At 43.9% G+C, this 18,394-nt stretch carries 15 protein-coding genes; 3 read left to right on the forward strand and 12 right to left on the reverse strand.

The genetic code is table 11. From position 1 onward, the window contains the following. Positions 1–154: 154 nt before the first annotated feature. The 6 genes from B7705_RS02130 to B7705_RS02155 all read right to left on the reverse strand — a co-directional run bounded on the left by B7705_RS02130 (position 155) and on the right by B7705_RS02155 (position 8,015). Positions 155–589 (reverse strand): cytidine deaminase family protein, encoded by a 435-nt coding sequence (locus tag B7705_RS02130; protein WP_084947347.1) that lies wholly within the window; start codon positions 587–589, stop codon positions 155–157. 11 nt (positions 590–600) lie between these two features. Next, positions 601–2,061 carry a glutamate--tRNA ligase gene (gene gltX / locus B7705_RS02135; RefSeq protein ID WP_084947349.1) on the reverse strand — a complete coding sequence of 487 codons (1,461 nt, stop codon included), beginning with the start codon at positions 2,059–2,061 and terminating at the stop codon, positions 601–603. Positions 2,062–2,194: 133 nt separating this feature from the next. After that, positions 2,195–3,544, reverse strand: coding sequence for a glucose-6-phosphate isomerase (locus B7705_RS02140; protein WP_049551029.1), 1,350 nt, complete (start codon positions 3,542–3,544; stop codon positions 2,195–2,197). 168 nt (positions 3,545–3,712) lie between these two features. Then, positions 3,713–4,402: a gamma-glutamyl-gamma-aminobutyrate hydrolase family protein gene (locus tag B7705_RS02145; RefSeq protein ID WP_084947352.1), complete on the reverse strand. Its 690-nt coding sequence runs from the start codon at positions 4,400–4,402 to the stop codon at positions 3,713–3,715. A 138-nt stretch (positions 4,403–4,540) separates the two neighbouring features. Next, positions 4,541–6,307 carry an ABC transporter ATP-binding protein gene (locus B7705_RS02150; RefSeq protein WP_084947354.1) on the reverse strand — a complete coding sequence of 589 codons (1,767 nt, stop codon included), beginning with the start codon at positions 6,305–6,307 and terminating at the stop codon, positions 4,541–4,543. Between the two features lies 1 nt (position 6,308). Further along, positions 6,309–8,015 carry an ABC transporter ATP-binding protein gene (locus tag B7705_RS02155; protein WP_084947356.1) on the reverse strand — a complete coding sequence of 569 codons (1,707 nt, stop codon included), beginning with the start codon at positions 8,013–8,015 and terminating at the stop codon, positions 6,309–6,311. Positions 8,016–8,221: 206 nt separating this feature from the next. Between B7705_RS02155 and B7705_RS02160 the strand changes: the two genes are divergently transcribed. Together B7705_RS02160 and galU are read left to right on the forward strand one after the other, a co-directional pair. Beyond that, complete coding sequence (locus tag B7705_RS02160; RefSeq protein WP_084947359.1) at positions 8,222–9,238, forward strand: NAD(P)H-dependent glycerol-3-phosphate dehydrogenase; 1,017 nt, start codon at positions 8,222–8,224, stop codon at positions 9,236–9,238. A gap of 21 nt (positions 9,239–9,259) precedes the next feature. Beyond that, the gene (gene galU / locus B7705_RS02165; RefSeq protein ID WP_084947361.1) at positions 9,260–10,159 is read left to right on the forward strand and encodes a UTP--glucose-1-phosphate uridylyltransferase GalU; all 900 of its coding nucleotides are present in this window, start codon (positions 9,260–9,262) and stop codon (positions 10,157–10,159) included. 116 nt (positions 10,160–10,275) lie between these two features. On the opposite strand, the gene B7705_RS02170 is transcribed toward galU, so the two are convergent. The 6 genes from B7705_RS02170 to pbp1b all read right to left on the reverse strand — a co-directional run bounded on the left by B7705_RS02170 (position 10,276) and on the right by pbp1b (position 16,924). Continuing rightward, on the reverse strand, positions 10,276–10,956 hold the full coding sequence (locus B7705_RS02170) for a rhomboid family intramembrane serine protease (protein ID WP_084947363.1): 681 nt from the start codon (positions 10,954–10,956) through the stop codon (positions 10,276–10,278). Continuing rightward, positions 10,940–11,479: a 5-formyltetrahydrofolate cyclo-ligase gene (locus B7705_RS02175; protein ID WP_084947365.1), complete on the reverse strand. Its 540-nt coding sequence runs from the start codon at positions 11,477–11,479 to the stop codon at positions 10,940–10,942. Before B7705_RS02175 ends, B7705_RS02170 begins: the two co-directional genes overlap by 17 nt. 11 nt (positions 11,480–11,490) lie before the next feature. Next, positions 11,491–12,621, reverse strand: a complete 1,131-nt coding sequence (locus B7705_RS02180) for an N-acetyldiaminopimelate deacetylase (RefSeq protein ID WP_084947368.1) — start codon at positions 12,619–12,621, stop codon at positions 11,491–11,493. Positions 12,622–12,688: 67 nt separating this feature from the next. Further along, positions 12,689–13,387 (reverse strand): 2,3,4,5-tetrahydropyridine-2,6-dicarboxylate N-acetyltransferase, encoded by a 699-nt coding sequence (dapD, locus tag B7705_RS02185; protein ID WP_084947371.1) that lies wholly within the window; start codon positions 13,385–13,387, stop codon positions 12,689–12,691. An 85-nt stretch (positions 13,388–13,472) separates the two neighbouring features. Then, positions 13,473–14,381, reverse strand: coding sequence for a DMT family transporter (locus B7705_RS02190; protein WP_084947555.1), 909 nt, complete (start codon positions 14,379–14,381; stop codon positions 13,473–13,475). Between the two features lie 80 nt (positions 14,382–14,461). Further along, positions 14,462–16,924, reverse strand: coding sequence for a penicillin-binding protein PBP1B (pbp1b, locus tag B7705_RS02195; RefSeq protein WP_084947373.1), 2,463 nt, complete (start codon positions 16,922–16,924; stop codon positions 14,462–14,464). A gap of 140 nt (positions 16,925–17,064) precedes the next feature. On the opposite strand from pbp1b, the gene tyrS reads away from it, so the two are divergent. Then, positions 17,065–18,321: a tyrosine--tRNA ligase gene (gene tyrS, locus B7705_RS02200; protein WP_084947376.1), complete on the forward strand. Its 1,257-nt coding sequence runs from the start codon at positions 17,065–17,067 to the stop codon at positions 18,319–18,321. Positions 18,322–18,394 lie beyond the last annotated feature (73 nt).

The following is an 18,394-nucleotide window of genomic DNA, read 5'->3' on the forward strand; positions in this document are numbered from 1 at the left end:
GAAAAGGCGGTGTCTTAACCCCTTGACCAACGGACCTTGAGCTTTTCAACTCTTTCTATTATACCTACTTTTCCTACTTTGTCAAGATCTTTTTTTAATCTCCTATACAAATTTTTCTATGATAATAGAAAAGAGCCAGTTTAACTGACTCTCTCTATTTTGTTTGCCAATTAGTCGCACGTTCCTCTCCCCACCAGTACGGGATCAATTCGGCAACCTTAATTGTTTTTCTTGTTTCGTAGTCCATCATGAACTCTGCTTCTTTATTTTCAGCATTTAGTTCTAAGAGAAATTCTCTGCAGGCACCACAGGGCATACCTGATCCTTCGCCGTAAGGAGTTTTATCTCGAAAAGCAAGGATTTTCTTAACTTTAGTTTGTCCTGAAAATTGATACATATTGAAGAGAGCCGCTCGTTCTGCACAGAGATGAAAAACGCCACAAGTGCCCTCCATACAAAATCCTGTGAATATCTGACCATCTTCCGCTTCTACCGCGGCAACTACATGGTTTGCATAAACAAAGTCAGAAACTTCATGAGGATTGTATAAAGTTCGTGCTTCTTCATACATCTTTTCCCAGATATCCATTGACAGTCCTTTTATTTAGAAATCTCTTTCAGCATGTTATCGATATGCTGGATTGACTTTTTACGTCCGAGCAAGAAAATGGTGTCTGGCAATTCTGGACCATGCATTTCCCCTGATACAGCAATACGAATCGGCATGAAGAGATTTTTACCCTTGATACCTGTTTCTTTTTGAACTGCTTTGATTTGTGGGAAGATATTCTCTGTCACAAATTCTTCATCTGTCATTGCTTCTAGTTTCGCTTTGAAGGCTTCTAGAACAACCGGAACGGTTTCTCCTGCCATAACCTCGCGCTCAGCGTCTGTCAACTCTGGGAAATCTGAGAAGAAAAGATCTGTCAGCGGAACAATCTCATCAACTGACTTCATCTGTGGCTTGTAGAGTTCTACCATTTTCTCTGACTTGTCAGTCAAACGCCCTGCTTCTTCTAAGTAAGGTTTAGCCATTTCAAAGATTGTCGCAAGATCAGCTCTCTTGATGTAGTCATTGCTCATCCAGTCTAGTTTCTTCTGATCGAAGGCTGCAGGAGACTTGCTGAGGCGGTTTTCATCAAAGAGTTTAATCAATTCCTCACGAGAGAAGATTTCGTCTTCCCCACCAGGGTTCCAGCCAAGAAGGGCGATAAAGTTAAAGACAGCTTCTGGAAGATAGCCTTTCTTACGGTAGTCTTCAATAAACTGAAGGGTATTGGTGTCCCGTTTAGACAATTTTTTACCCGTTTCAGAGTTGATAATCAAAGTCATGTGACCGAATTCTGGTGCTTCCCAACCAAGCGCTTCATAGACCATGAGTTGTTTTGGAGTATTAGCAATATGGTCATCACCGCGGATAACGTGAGAGATTTGCATATCGTGGTCATCGATGACAACGGCAAAGTTGTAAGTTGGGTATCCGTCTTTCTTTTGAATCACCCAGTCACCACCGATATTACCACCTTCAAATTCGATATCGCCTTTGACCATATCATGCCATTTGTAGATACCTGAATCATTAACAGCCAAACGAACCGTTGGAATGATACCAGCTGCTTCACGTTCTGCGATGTAAGCTGCTTTTTTCTCTTCACTCATACCAAGATATTCATTGATATAGCGTGGTGTTTCGCCAGCTGCTTCTTGGCGTTCGCGCTCAGCTGCCAACTCTTCTTCTGTAACGTACGATTTGTAGGCTTTTCCTTCAGCTAGCAATTGGTCGATGTATTTTTGATAGAGTTCCAAACGCTCTGATTGGCGATAGTTTTCATGAGTTTCTGGGCTTTCATCCCAGTCCATGCCTAACCAACGAAGGTTTTCAAGTTGTGAACGCTCTCCGTCTTCGACATGGCGTTTACGGTCAGTATCTTCGATACGAATGATAAAAGTTCCACCATGATGGCGTGCGTAAAGGTAGTTGAACAATGCTGTACGGGCATTTCCGATGTGTAGTAGTCCTGTTGGACTTGGTGCGTAGCGTACGCGGATATCTTTTGACATAGTTTCTCCTATAAAGTCTCTAGGCGTCTGCCTTTTTGCTTTCTATATTATATCACAAGTCTCGCCTGAGTCCAATGTCTAGAAATAAAGAGAGTAAAAAGAGTGGTCAAGCCACTCTTTTCTTCTATTATAGTTATAGACGTGCGTTAAGCTCTTTGCTCAATTCTTCAAATCCTGGTTTCCCAAGAAGGGCAAACATGTTACGCTTGTAGGCTTCAACACCTGGTTGGTCAAATGGGTTGATGGCATTCAAGTAACCTGAAAGGGCGATTGCCAATTCGAAGAAGTAGATAGTGTAGCCAAGAGTGAAGGCATCTTGCTCTGGAAGAGTCACATACATATTTGGTACGTCACCGTCTGTATGGGCAAGAAGAACACCGTCAGTTGCTTTTTTGTTTACAAAGTCAACGTCTTTTCCTTGAAGGTAACCAAGTCCGTCAAGATCTTCTTCCAAGCTAGGGATAATCACGTTCTTACGTGGTTTGTCAACACGAACAACTGTTTCAAACATGATACGAGTTCCTTCTTGGATAAATTGACCCAATGAGTGCAAGTCAGTTGAGAAGTTTGCTGAAGTTGGGTAAATACCTTTTTGGTCTTTCCCTTCTGACTCACCAGCCAATTGTTTCCACCATTCTGAGAAGTATTGAAGTGATGGCTCGTAGTTTACCAAGATTTCAGTGGCATAGCCTTTGCGATAAAGGATGTTACGAACGGCTGCATATTGGTAAGCTTCATTTTCAGAGATTTTATCTGAAGTGTAGTCTTTGCGAGCTGCATTTGCACCTTCCATAAGGGCTTTGATATCAGCACCTGATGCTGCGATTGGAAGCAAACCAACTGCTGTCAAGACTGAGAAACGTCCACCGATATCGTCTGGAACTACAAATGTTTCCCAACCGTTGGCATCTGCTTCAACCTTAACAGCACCTTTTTGGCGGTCAGTTGTTGCATAGATACGTTTGTTTGCTTCTTCTTGGCCGTATTTCTTAACCAAGAGTTCTTTGAAGACACGGAAAGCGATAGCTGGTTCAGTTGTTGTACCTGATTTAGAAATCACATTTACTGAGAAGTCTTTGTCAGCTACGTACTCTACTAAGTCAGCAAGGTAAGTAGATGAGATTGAGTTTCCTGCGTAAAGGATTTGTGGCGCTTTGCGTTCTTCTTTTGTTTGCAAGTTAGCAAAGTGGTGGTTCAAGAAGTCGATGGCTGCTTTGGCACCAAGGTAAGATCCACCGATACCGATCACAACCAAGACATCGCTGTCTGACTTGATTTGCTCAGCAGCTTTCAAGATGCGGTCGAATTCTTCGCGGTCGTAGTTTTCAGGAAGGTCCAACCAACCCAAAAAGTCGCTACCAGCACCAGTTCCTTTACGAATCAATTCGTCTGCAGCTGTTACTTGTGCTTGCATGTATTCCACTTCATGTGGGGCAACAAATTTGTCTAAAACTTTTGAATAATCAAATTTAATATGTGACATGATAATCCTCCATAATTTCTTCTTTACTATCATAACGCTTACCAGCAATTTTTTCAAGTTTTTATACTGAATTTTCTCAAATTTTATCACAATTCAAACGTTTGCGTAAAAATGCTAAAATATAAAAAATCTGAAAGGACGAATAAAAACGGCTAGATATTCTAACCGTTACAATTCATTTAATAGATACTCAAATAGTTCTAAATTGCCGTCTTCTTCATTGACCAGAAACTCTGGATGCCACTGCAAACCAATGATACGATGCTCGTCGATAGACTCAATCGCTTCCACCGTCTGGTCACGAGGATCTACAGCCGTCACACGAAAATTAGGTGCTAGGTCTTTGATACTTTGTCGATGGACTGAGTTGACTTGACTTTCTTTACCGAACAACTTAGCAACAACGCTTCCTTCTACCGTTTCAATAGAATGAGAGGTTCCAAAAGGCAAGCCTTGCCAGTGACCTTCAATTTCTTGGTGGAGAGTGCCACCAAAAGCAACATTGACCAGCTGAACCCCACGGCAGATTGCCAAAATGGGCTTATTCTGATGAAGTGCTTCTCTCAAGAGTGCCAATTCAAATTCATCACGGACTAGATTGTAATCGTCGCTCTCAATGGTCTTTTTCTCTCCATAAAACTGAGGATGGACATTTTGCCCACCTGTCAAGATCAGCTTGTCGATCATTTCCACATAATCACGCACAACGGACTCATCACCAACAGGAATAACCAAGGGGAGACCTCCGACCTGACGAATGCTCTCTGCAAATTTACAGGATACAGATGAATGGATGTTTTTTCCTTCTGCATCTACAGGACATAGATTTGCAGCAACTCCTACAACCGTTCTAGCCATGATGTATCTCCTTTCAATTTTCTAACGATAGTCCTATCTTATCATTCAAGCTCTCTGCTGTCTAATATGTTTTTTTAAAGACCGTGATAAGTATTTTTTATGGATAAGAAAAAGCTGCCCAAGAGGACAACTTCTTTCTTATTCGAAGACAAATTGATTGTGGTACAGTTCCGAGTAGAAACCGCCGAGTTTGAGCAACTCATGATGATTTCCACGTTCAATAACTTCTCCATCTTTGAGGACAATAATCTGATCGGCATTGAGGATGGTCTTCAAACGATGGGCAATCACAAAACTAGTTCGTCCTGCTACAACTGCCTCCATGGCATGTTGAATCTTGCTTTCTGTTACGGTATCGACATTGGAAGTCGCTTCATCTAAGATTAGGACTTGAGGATCTGTCATCAAGGTCCGAGCGATGGAAATCAATTGTTTCTGACCAGTTGAAAAGATATTTTGCTCATCATCAATAAGGGTATCATACTTATCAGGCAAGCTTTCGATGTAGTCATGAATATGAGTTGCCTTGGCAGCTGCTTCGACCATTTCCTGACTGGCATCTGGCACACCAAAGCGGATATTGTCCCGAATCGTTCCACTAAATAAGACCGAATCCTGCAAGACAATACCGACCTTGCTCCGCAGGCTATCCAAGTCGTAGCCACGGATGTCTTTGCCATCAAAGCAAATGCTACCTGCATCCACATCGTAGAAGCGATTGATAAGGTTCATGATGGTCGTTTTCCCTGAACCAGTCGGACCGACAACTGCTATCATCTCCCCCTTAGGAGCTGAAATGCTAACATCTTTTAAAATCGGCTTGTCTGGCACATAAGAGAAATCAATATGACTGATTTCAACGCCTTCTCGCAATTCCGTAAAGGCTGGAGCATTTTGCGGGCGAATCTCTTCTTCTGCATCGAACATTTCTTGGATACGATCCGCTCCAGTAAAGGCCAACTGGAGACTTCCCCAACTCGCAGCCACCTGGATAATCGGCTGGTAGTACTGCTGAGAAAATTGGGTAAACATGACAATCAAACCTAGGGCTGTCGTTGTTTCAATACTTGGATCGTTCAGCAAGAAGGCTGAACCTGCAAAAATGACGATGGCCGTATTGACCAAGCTCATCCCATTCATAACTGGAAAGAGGATGCCTGAGAATATTCTCCCCTTAAAGGTCGCCTTGCGCACGCGCTCATTTTGCTCCACAAATCCTGCTATGATGTCTTCTTGAATTCCTTGAACGATGACAACCTTTTGACCTGAGATGCTTTCATCCATGTAGGCATTGAGTTTTCCGACTTCTTGTTGCTGGATGTTGGTGTACTTGCGAGCCATTTTTACAATAAAAACCAGCATGAGAAAGGCTACTGGTGTACTGGCAATGGTAATTAGCGCCAGCGTCACATTTTTTGAAAACATGACAAAAATCAAGCCGATGTAAAGAGCAATATTGCTCATGACCTGAACTAGGCTTTCATTGAAAGCCTGAAGGATATTGTCCAAGTCACTAGTGAAGCGTGAAAGGATATCGCCATCTTGATGGCGGTCAAAGAAAGAAACAGTCAGACGCGAAAGCTTGCCAAAGAGGCCCTTACGCATCTCATTAGTTGACTCAGAAATAATACGGGTCATCAAAATCATGTAAATCAAACTGGACACAACCAAGACCAGCACAACCATGGCTAGATTCAGCATCAGAGCTGACAAACTCTGCCAGGCTAGTTCTGAAGTGCCATTTTGATAGGCTAGGACTAGATTAGCAAGTTCGGTCACTGCTTGACCTGAAAAAACTGGAAAGAGGGCTTGGGCAATCGTCGCAACTGCAACCATCAGAATCACAATGACAAAGGAGAGCTTGTAAACTTTAAAATAATTCCAGAAAAATCGAACGGTTTTCATTTTATTCCTCCTTTCCCTTTTGTGTTTCGTAGATTTCGCGGTAGACGGCATTGTTAGCTACCAAGTCTGCATGCCTTCCTTCTCCAATCAAGCGTCCTTGGTCCAAGACCAAAATCTTGTCTGCATGGACGACTGAACTGATTTTTTGAGCGATGATAATCGTTGTTGTCCCTTTCAGGTCTTTATTCAAAGCCTCCTGAACGAGTCTCTCTGACTTGGCATCCAAGGCTGAAGTCGAATCGTCAAAAATCAGGATACGGGGATTGCTGACAATCCCTCGAGCAATCGACATCCGTTGTTTTTGTCCACCAGAAAAGTTGGTGCCCCGTTCTTCAACCTGACTCTCAAATTTGTTTTCCATGCGTCCGATAAATTCACTGGCTTGGGCAATCCGCGCCGCACGTTCCATTTCTGACACGCTGGCATTGCCTTTTCCTTGACGAAGATTATCTGCAATGGTCCCACTAAAGAGAATAGCACGTTGCAAGACAATGGAAACTGTTTTACGCAAGGTTCCCTCGCTGACGTCTCGAATGTCCTTGCCACCAATCTTGATAGAGCCCTCCTGTGGATCAAAAAGTCGTGGGATTAACTGGGCAAGGGTGGACTTACCTGCCCCAGTCGCTCCCACCACACCGACCATCTGACCTGGTGCAACTTCAAAACTTACATTCTTAAGCATGGGCTCTTCATCGGTAGGATAAGTGAAGGTCACATTTTCAAAAGAGAGACTTCCTTCTAGATCCTCATCTGGAAGATCCTTAAAAGTCATCGCTGGCTCGGTATCTAGAACCTCACGGATACGCATCATCGAAATCATAGCCCGACTGACAGAATTCCCTAAAAATCCAACCATGACGATTGTAAAGATAATCTGACTGAGATAGTTAACAAAGGAAGCAATAGAACCAACGACTGACGGATCCGACTGAGCCATTCCCGCAACCAACCAGATGGAGAGGAAAACCGCTCCGTACCCAATGAGCATCATAAAAGGTTCCACTACTGAAAAGGCATAGCCAATATAAATATTTTGTCCCAGAAGCTCATCTGAGACCTCAGTAAACTTGTCAAATTGCTCTTTTTCCTGCACAAAGGATTTGACCACACGCACACCACGTAGATTTTCCTTGGCGATGGCATTAATTCGTTCAAGAAGGGTTTGAAACTTGGCGAAGCGCGGCCCCATCATCCCCATCATGATACCTGTAAGCGCAAAAATCAGCACTACCATAAGGACAATTACCCACCAAAGCGAAGGCAGGGTGTGAACCGCTAAGATAAAGGAACCAATAAAAAGCAAAGGAAGACGGAAAAGGATTTGGAAAACCATCATCACCATGTTCTGAATTTGGTTGATATCATTGGTCATGCGGACAACCAGATTCCCAGCATTAAACCGCTCAATGTTGGCATAAGAAAAGGTTTGGATCTTACGAAAAGCATCTTCACGAAGGTCCGAAGATACTCCCTGAGCGATATAGGCTGCAAGAATAACATTGACACCACCTGCAACCAGACCCACGAGGGCTACTCCTATCAACCATGCCCCAATACTATAAATAGCCTCATGTTGGCCAGCCAGTAGAGCATCTAAAACCTCCTGCAAATAGCGAGGTTGCAAGAGCGAGCTCGCAACCATCAAGCCTGTCATCACAAAGGATGCCAAGGCTTGCCATTTATAGGCTTTAATTTTTTCAATCAGCATACTTCCTCCTAATCAGATAGACAAAAGGGAGTGACGAAATTCGCCAGCTCCTCTCATTCTTTCATGTTGATGCTATTCTAGCAAAAAAGAGGAATCTTGTCAAAGGCGTTTTCTTATTACAAATTAGTGCGCTTTCACTCGCAAGTAATGCATGAAAAGGCTTTTTATGGTAAAATGAAAAGAAGAACTCTTAAAAGGAGGAGAAGATGAAGAAACAAACCATCGCTGTCTTGGGTCCTGGTTCTTGGGGGACTGCCCTTTCGCAGGTCCTAAACGACAATGGACACGAGGTTCGCATTTGGGGAAATATTCCCGACCAGATCGATGAAATCAATAGCCAACATACAAACAAACGCTACTTTAAAGACATCCTACTCGACGAAAACATCAAGGCATACCATGACTTAGGAGAAACATTGAAAAATGTAGACGCTGTTTTATTTGTTGTCCCAACAAAAGTAACGAGACTGGTTGCCCAACAAGTAGCAAAGGTACTTGATCACAAAGTTGTCATCATGCATGCCTCCAAAGGCTTGGAACCAGATAGTCACAAACGTCTATCAACTATTCTTGAAGAGGAAATCCCAGCTGACCTTCGTAGTGAAGTCGTCGTTGTTTCAGGACCTAGCCACGCTGAGGAAACGATTGTGCGGGATATTACCTTAATCACTGCAGCCTCTAAAGACCTTGAAACTGCCCAGTACGTCCAAAATCTCTTTAGCAATCACTACTTCCGCCTCTATACTAATACGGATGTTATCGGGGTTGAAACCGCTGGTGCTCTCAAAAACATCATTGCAGTTGGTGCGGGTGCATTACATGGCCTAGGATTTGGCGACAATGCCAAGGCGGCCATCATCGCACGTGGCTTGGCAGAAATCACCCGTCTAGGGGTCGCTCTTGGAGCTAATCCTCTGACTTATAGCGGTCTTTCTGGAGTTGGGGATTTGATCGTAACAGGGACATCTGTCCACTCTCGTAACTGGAGAGCCGGTGATGCCCTCGGTCGTGGAGAATCTCTAGCAGACATCGAAGCCAACATGGGCATGGTCATCGAAGGCATTTCAACGACTCGAGCAGCTTACGAATTAGCTCAGGAATTGGGTGTCTATATGCCAATTACACAAGCCATTTACCGAGTTATCTATGAAGGTGTCAATATCAAAGAAGCAATCACTGACATCATGAACAACGAATTTAAAGCAGAAAACGAATGGTCTTAGACCCTTATAGAAAGGAACATTATGAAACAAAAAGTCAGAAAAGCAGTCATCCCTGCCGCTGGATTGGGAACTCGTTTCCTCCCTGCAACTAAGGCCTTGGCCAAGGAAATGTTGCCAATCGTAGACAAACCTACCATCCAATTTATCGTTGAAGAAGCCCTCAAATCTGGAATCGAAGATATCTTGGTTGTTACTGGTAAGTCAAAACGTTCCATCGAGGACCACTTCGACTCAAACTTCGAATTGGAATACAACCTCAAAGAAAAAGGGAAAACAGATCTTCTGAAGCTAGTTGATGAAACAACTGGCATGCGTCTGCATTTTATCCGCCAAACTCATCCACGTGGTCTCGGCGATGCTGTTTTACAAGCCAAGGCTTTCGTCGGAAATGAACCTTTTGTCGTGATGCTTGGGGATGACTTGATGGATATCACTAATGAAAAGGCTGTTCCGCTCACCAAACAACTCATGGATGACTACGAGCGTACTCACGCGTCTACTATCGCTGTTATGCCAGTCCCTCACGACGAAGTCTCTGCTTACGGGGTTATTGCTCCGCAAGGCGAAGGAAAAGACGGCCTTTACAGTGTTGAAACTTTCGTTGAAAAGCCAGCTCCAGAGGACGCTCCTAGCGACCTTGCTATTATTGGACGCTACCTTCTCACGCCTGAGATTTTCCAAATTCTAGAACAACAAAAACCAGGTGCTGGAAATGAAATTCAGCTGACGGATGCAATCGACACCCTCAATAAAACACAACGTGTATTTGCTCGTGAGTTCAAAGGGGCTCGTTACGATGTCGGGGACAAGTTTGGCTTTATGAAAACCTCCATCGACTACGCTCTCAAACACCCACAAGTCAAAGACGACTTGAAAGACTACCTCATCCAACTTGGGAAAGAGTTAGCTGAGGGGAAATAGAAGAAAAACAAAGCTCTTAAATAAGGGCTTTTTTTTGTTGAAGCTTGCAATAAAAAAGCCATCTTTGCAGATGACTTATTGGCAACCGAATCGGTGCTCGCTTTTAACTATTCCCTCTACACATAGCTCATTCCCTTATAGCATAGGAAAACGGCTAGTGCGATAAAAAGTACGGTTGCTCCGATTCGCTGGCTGGTACTGTACATCCTTCTCTCCCATCTGACTGGGAAGATGACTGCTAGAAAAGCACCGCCTACTGCGCCACCAATATGCCCTGCTAGGCTGATTCCTGGAATCAGAACACTTCCAATGATATTTATAACGAAAAGCGTCAGGTAGGATTGCCCTAACTGCTGGATATAGGGGCTGCGAGTCGCATAGCGCAAAACGATAATCGCAGCAAATAGTCCGTAAAGAGAAGTGGAGGCCCCTGCTGCTACAACTTTCGGTGTGAAAGCAAAAACAAAGAGATTGCCCATCATTCCTGATAAGAGATAGAGAAGGAAAAATTGCTTGGAGCCGAAAATCTCCTCCGCTTGTCGTCCAAGAAAGTAGAGTGAAATTATATTGACAATGAAATGCTCCCAACCGATATGTACAAAGATAGCTGAAAAAAGACGCCAAATCTGCTCGGGGAACAGGCGAATGATCGGTCCATACATAGCTCCAAACTGAAAAAGAGTTTTTGCCTGATCAAAGTTGATACCCGTAGTAATCAGCATCAAGAGAAATACCAAAGCTGTCACTAGGAGGAAAAAACTAGTCACAGGGTAGCGTTTATCAAAGATTTCCTTCATAGATTAGCACCTCCTGGACGGGAATATCGTGATCTTCCGAGTTGAAATTCTGGATTTGACAAGGATAGATTGTGCTCATGGTATGCCCAGCAAAATGTTCTAGATAGCGGTCGTAGTAGCCTCCACCATATCCAATCCGATAGCCCTCTGTTGTAAAAGCCAAGCCCGGAACATGAATTAAATCAATCTGAGACGGATCCACCACTTCCAAGTTTCCTTTCGGTTCCAGTAAACCAAAGGAAGTTTTTACCAATTGCTGCGGATTATAGACCACAAACTCCATGCGCCCCTTGGGATAGGTTTTAGGTATCAAAACCTTCTTGCCGTCCTTCAGCGCCTGCTCAATCAGTTCCTGCGTTTGAAATTCATGAGGGAAGGAGAGATAGGTTGCGATGGTCTTGGCTTCTTGGTAAAAAGGGTGTTGTAAAAAACGCTCAGTCAAAGCTCGATCCATAGCCTGTTTTTGCTCCTGAGATAGAGCCTTCATTTCTTGCAAGACTTGCTTGCGTAGTTCTGCTTTCATAGACAATTCCTCTACTCTGCTGCCTTCTTTTTCAGGAAACTAGAGACCGCATCTACCCCAATGGCTAAGGCTTCTTCCTTAGGACTCATCTGAGGGTGATGAAGGGCGTAGGGACTATCGATACCCAGCCAAAACATAACGCCATCTACCTTCGAAAGAAGATAGCCAAAATCTTCACCTGTCATAGCAGGCTCGATATCAATCAACTCGATTCCGTCTTTCTCTTCAAAAAAGTCCATCAGTTCACGCGCCAAGGCTGGATTGTTCTCAACAGGCAGGTAGCCCCCTTGTTTGAGTTCCACTTCGACTTCCATACCAAAGGCTGCCGCAACTCCCTCTGCGACTGTTTTGACTCTTTTTTGTACCAAGAGACTCATGTCCTGGGTCAAGGCCCGAATGGTTCCATGTAAAAAAGCTGTGTCTGTGATGACATTGTTGGTTGTTCCAGCTTGGAAAAGGCCAAAGGTCACCACCGCCCCCTCGATTGGATTGACATTGCGGCTGACAACTGACTGTACTTGGGTCACAAAGTAACTAGCAGCCACCAAGGCATCATTGGCCTCATGCGGGAAGGCTGCGTGCCCGCCTTTTCCTTTGAAACGAATCTTGACTTCGCAAGTCCCAGCAAAAAGCGTGTGGGTATTGGTCGCAATCTGGCCGACTTTCAGATCTGGACGAACATGGAGGCCATAAAATTGGTCTGGCAACCAGTCCCCAAAAGCACCATCCTCATACATGAGCATACCACCGGCTTCATTTTCTTCAGCAGGCTGAAATAGGAAGAGCAGATTATTCTTAGGTTGCTCCTCAAGTGCGCGTTCTAGACAGCCCAAGGTAATAGTCATATGAAAGTCATGCCCACAAGCATGCATGCGACCTTGGTGTTGAGAAGCAAAAGGTAGACCTGTTTGTTCGACAATAGGCAGACCATCAATGTCTGTTCGCCAACCAATGGTTCGCTCCGGCCGACTTCCCTGCAGGTAGACCAAAATCCCTGTTCGCCAAGTACGAATTTGAACAAATTCCTTACCCGCAGTCAATTTCTCAATCACATCCAGCAAATAAGCCTGAGTCTCGAACTCCTCCAAGCCAATCTCTGGAATCTGGTGCAAATCTCGTCTAGTCTGAATCAAATCTAACATCTATCTGTCCTCCTATATAGCAGAAAGAGGCTGGAAAAAGGGTTCCGCCTCTTTTTTACTTTTACCATTACAAGGTACGAAGCGCATCCTCTAGCGCTGTTTTTTGTTGGGTTTGGCTGTCGATTTCTTTGATAATACGAGCCGGAACGCCTGCTACTACTACGTTTTCTGGTACGTCTTGGGTAACGATAGCTCCTGCGGCAACGACTGAACCACTACCAATTTGGACACCTTCGATAACCACTGCATTAGCTCCAATGAGAACATTGTCCCCAACACGGACTGGATCGGCACTAGCTGGCTCAATCACACCTGCCAAAACGGCACCTGCACCAACGTGGCTGTTCTTCCCAACGATAGCACGGCCACCAAGGATGGCGCCCATATCAATCATGGTTCCAGCACCGATTTCAGCACCGATATTGATAACAGCTCCCATCATGATAACAGCATTGTCACCAATTTCAACCTGGTCACGGATAATCGCACCTGGCTCGATACGTGCGTTGATAGCACGTTTATCTAGCAAAGGAACCGCCGAATTACGAGCATCTTGCTCAACAACATAGTCTTGATTTTCTACCAAACCTTCGAGAAGCGGAGCGACGTCCTTCCAGTCTCCGAATAAAACATTTCCTAGTTTGACAACAGAGCTTGGTACAGCAGTTGCGAGTTCCCCTTCAAAGGTTACTTTAACACTGGTTTTCTTTTCCGCATTAGCGATAAATTGGATAATTTCTTGAGCGTTCATTTTTGTAGCAGTCATAAGCGCCTCCTGGTTCATTATAATGATACCTATTCTACCAAAAAAGGCCTCAAATTTGAAGCCTTAAGCACTCGAACAGAACATTTTACCTTTTCTTCGTTTCCTCAATTGACAAGAAAACCATTGGAACGATAATCAAAATCATAGCCAAAGCTAGAAAACCATCCAAAACCATACCTAGAAATAGCACACTTAACAATGCGGAAGATAAAGGTTCGCTGGCACTCACAACTGATACAACTAAAGGTGAGACGAGTAGCACAGCCTTCATCGAAAGGAAAAAAGCAAAAGCCGTTCCAAACACAGCAATAGTAAAACAAATCAAAAGGCTCGTCACATCAAGTTGGAAGGTAATCTGATGAATAGGATAAAGAAAATTGCTAAAAACACCTGCTAGCAACATCCCCCAACCAACGGTTGGCACAAAACCATAGTCACGTGCAAAACGCTGAGGCAGGATAACGTTGAACATAACCCCTACAGCACTGAGGAGTCCAGTGATCAAAGCTAAGGGAGTCATGGACAACTGGGACAAATCTCCTTTTGTGGCCATCAAAAAAACACCTAGCATGGCAATCAAAACATAGAGAATGGCTGTGATAGAAGCCTTCTTTTGATAGACGATACGATTATAAAACAAGATAAAAACTGGACTGATAAATTGCAAAATCGTTGCTGTCGTCGCATTCGAATACTCAACACAGAGATAAAAGAAAAACTGCACAGAAAAAATACCTAGAATAGCATAGGCTAAAAAAGGTAGATAATTTTTCTTGTCCCGCCAGATATCCAATAACTGGGTGCGTAACTGAAAGGCTGATAAAGCTAAAACCAAACTCCCTGCCACTAGCAAGCGCATGGAAGTGATCCAGCCAGATGACACCTGATAATGGGCGAAAAAATACTCCCCCAGAATACCACAAATCCCCCAGATTAGGCCTGACAACAGTGAATATAAAGTTCCCTTAAAAATCTTCTTTTGATACTTGTTCATATCTTTATTGTAACACGAAATGAAAAAAGAAAAAAGTAGCATGAAAAATATTATTGAATGAATCATGCTACTTTTTTATTCTATCTATTTGATTGATTTGAGCGAGTTGATGAGCTTGTTCCCGAACTGCTACTTGAACTTGGGAGAGTTGGAGTCGGGAGACTAGGTAAACTTCCTAGGATGTTCTTCCAAGCATTTTGATAATCGGCATCGCTACCTCCGATGGCAAAACGGTAAGTAGTTGCTGGAGCACCCTCTTTAGTAGCCCAGTAGCTCGTCACAGTAGAACCAGAAACGGTAACTTCTTTGCCATTGATTGTGACCTTGCCAGGTTTCTCTCCTGTCGATTTGAGGACTTGAGACTTGGTCACACTTGAGTCTAGGCTAAAACGCTCATTGCCCCATATGCCAGGTTCGGCTTGTTGAATGGCATTGACCAAGTGAGCCATATAATTGGCGTTGCGGTAGTGACCTGCTCCTTTAGCTAGTGGTCGGTTGTCGTCGTGACCTAACCAGCCCCCTAGAGTCAAGCGTGGCGTAGAAAGCATGAGCCACATATTTTCATCTTCATTGGTCGTACCAGTCTTTCCAATCCAGTCAGCACGAGCCAGACTTGGGTTGATAGAGGCCAAATCAGTCTGAAAGCTTGACGTAACTCGAGATGAAATGACATCACGAAGTAGACTTTGCATGATGGTCGCTGTCGCTTTTGAATAAACTTGGACAGGTTGACTTTTATGCTCATAAATCACTTGTCCCGTCGTCGATTCAATCTTGGAAATCATATGTTTCTTGTGGTAGACCCCATTATTAGCCAAGGTCTGATAACCATTGGTATGCTGGGCAACTGTAACATCAATCCCCCCACCCATCGGTAAACTTTCGATACCATATTCTGGGATTTCATAACCCATTTTTTCCATATAACCCTTGACATCAACACCCTTCTCCCGAAGCGTACGATAAGTCCAGTAGGCTGGGATATTCCATGAATAGTTGAGGGCTTCTCCCAAGGTCATCATCCCTGTACCAGGACTATTGACATACATGATAGGATTGCCGTTTGAAAAGTTTGTCGGATAGTTAGACAAGATACTTGCACTTCCCATCAAACCTTGGTCAATCGCGATACCATAGGCCAGTATAGGCTTAGTGGTTGAAGCTGGAGAACGCTTGGTGTCAATAGCGTGATTGTTCTGATTTTCTTGGTAATTACGGCCACCAACAAAGCCAAGAATAGCTCCCGTTTGGTTGTCCATGAGGACATTCCCTACTTCAGGCTGGCCTGTCGAATCGTCTAGCAGATAGCCATAGGTCGCAACCGCATTTTGCATTGCGGTATGAACGTTTTTATTGATAGTTGTCGTAATCTTATACCCACCATTCTCAATTTCCTTAGTGGCTAGATCACGATAAGCTTTTTGGATGGACTCATTCTTTAGTTCTTGGGCAGATACATGATCTCTCGCAACCAGATAGTCATACATCCTATCAGTAGCTTCTGCCAAGGTTGCATAGTAGAGATAGTCACGAGAAGTACCGCTGACATTACCAGACGGCAGGAAGTCTTTCTTAAAGTCATAATCCTTGTACTTATCGTAATCTTCCTGACTCAGAGCACCTGTCCGGTACATATTATAGAGGACATCCTTGGCACGCTTGATACCCAAAGCCATATCCTCATCACTCTTCATACTACCATCAGATTCATAAGGGGAGTAACTAATTGGGCTCTGTGGCAATCCTGCGATAAAGGCTGCTTGAGGGACCGTTAGATCCGAAGCCTTAACCCCAAAGATCCCTTCTGCAGCCTGCTGGGCACCTGCAATATTTTGACCTTTATGATTGCGACCAAAAGGAGCAATATTCAGATAGGTTGTCAGAATTTCGTCCTTGCTCATGACGCGCTCCAAGGCAAGAGCATCTATGATTTCTGTCGCCTTACGAGCCAAGGTCGGAGCATCTCCAACCACCTGCTGCTTGATGACCTGCTGGGTCAAGGTCGAACCACCACTGGACGAGCCTAGACCGACAAAGGTTCCCAAGGTCGCACGAATAACGGCCTTAGGCACAACTCCCTTGTGCTCATTGAAATGCTCGTCCTCTGTCGCAATGATAGCCTTCTTGAGATTATCTGAGATAGCCTCCGAAGCGACTGACGTGCGCAATAGATCTCCTTCAATCGAAGCGATGGTACTTCCGTCAACATAGGTAATTTCTGAGATAGAGGCAATATCCTTCACTTGTTTGACCAGTTCTTCTGTTTGCGGAACCTGGGCCTTGTCAAATAGAGCGACTCCATAACCCATAGCCACACCAGCTCCAAAAAGGCCACCGATAAAGGCCAGAATAAAGAGAGTGTTGAAGGTCACTTTAAAAGCACTTAAAATCTTAGCAAAAATAGACCCTACCTTTCTAACGTTGTCAGAAGAAGCTAATTTCTTATCAGTCTTTTTACTTGCTTGTTTTTTCTTCCATTTGGCAGTTAGTTGCTGGAAAAAATGCAGCATTTTTGTTTTTAATTCATCAATTCTTTTTTTCATGAATGTCCTCGCTTTCTTTATTATACCATAAAAGGGAAACTTTCAATAAAATAGCCACTTTCTTCCCTATTCTACTAGGCTATTGACCAAGTTTGTGATACAATAGGTAGAAACAATATTTTAAAAAGGAGAAAAGACACATGCACATTTTTGATGAGCTAAAAGAGCGTGGTTTGATTTTTCAAACGACTGATGAAGAAGCTTTACGCAAAGCCCTAGAAGAAGGTCAAGTTTCTTATTATACTGGCTACGATCCAACTGCTGACAGCCTTCACCTTGGTCACCTTGTCGCAATCTTGACAAGTCGTCGTTTGCAACTAGCAGGTCACAAACCCTATGCGCTCGTTGGCGGTGCTACAGGTCTCATCGGAGATCCGTCCTTCAAAGATGCTGAGCGTAGTCTCCAAACAAAAGACACAGTAGATGGCTGGGTCAAGTCTATCCAAGGACAACTGTCTCGCTTTCTTGACTTTGAAATTGGTGAAAATAAAGCTGTCATAGTCAACAACTACGACTGGTTTGGCAGCATCAGCTTCATTGACTTCCTCCGCGATATCGGAAAATACTTCACTATCAACTACATGATGAGTAAGGAATCTGTTAAAAAACGGATCGAAACAGGGATTTCTTACACTGAGTTTGCCTACCAAATCATGCAAGGGTATGACTTCTACGTCCTTAACCAAGAGCACAACGTAACGCTACAAATCGGTGGTTCTGACCAGTGGGGAAATATGACAGCGGGTACTGAGTTGATGCGACGTAAAGCAGATAAGACAGGGCACGTAATCACTGTTCCACTCATCACAGACGCAACTGGTAAGAAATTTGGTAAATCTGAAGGAAACGCAGTCTGGCTCAATCCTGAAAAGACTTCTCCATACGAAATGTACCAATTCTGGATGAACGTCATGGATGCTGACGCCGTTCGCTTCTTGAAGATCTTTACCTTCTTGTCACTGGATGAAATTGAAGACATCCGAAAACAATTTGAAGCGGCGCCACACGAACGCTTGGCTCAGAAAGTCTTGGCTCGTGAAGTTGTGACTCTTGTTCACGGCGAAGAAGCCTACAAGGAAGCCCTCAACATCACCGAGCAACTCTTTGCTGGAAACATCAAAAACCTTTCTGTCAAAGAACTCAAACAAGGACTTCGTGGAGTGCCAAACTACCAAGTAAAAGCAGACGAAAACCACAATATCGTGGAACTCCTCGTGTCATCTGGTGTGGTGAATTCAAAACGCCAAGCCCGTGAAGACGTCCAAAACGGAGCTATCTACGTCAACGGCGACCGTATCCAAGACCTTGACTATGTCTTGAGTGACGCAGATAAGTTAGAAAACGAACTCACTGTTATCCGCCGCGGGAAGAAGAAATACTTTGTGTTGACTTACTAAATTGTTAAACATTTACCTATAAACAAAGGAGTTCCCCTCGAGAAAGGTAACTCCTTTTTGCTGTGAATAGTCC

Origin of the sequence: Streptococcus oralis subsp. dentisani, assembly GCF_002096685.1 — a bacterium.
GTDB classification, from domain to species: Bacteria; Bacillota; Bacilli; order Lactobacillales; family Streptococcaceae; genus Streptococcus; species Streptococcus oralis_AD.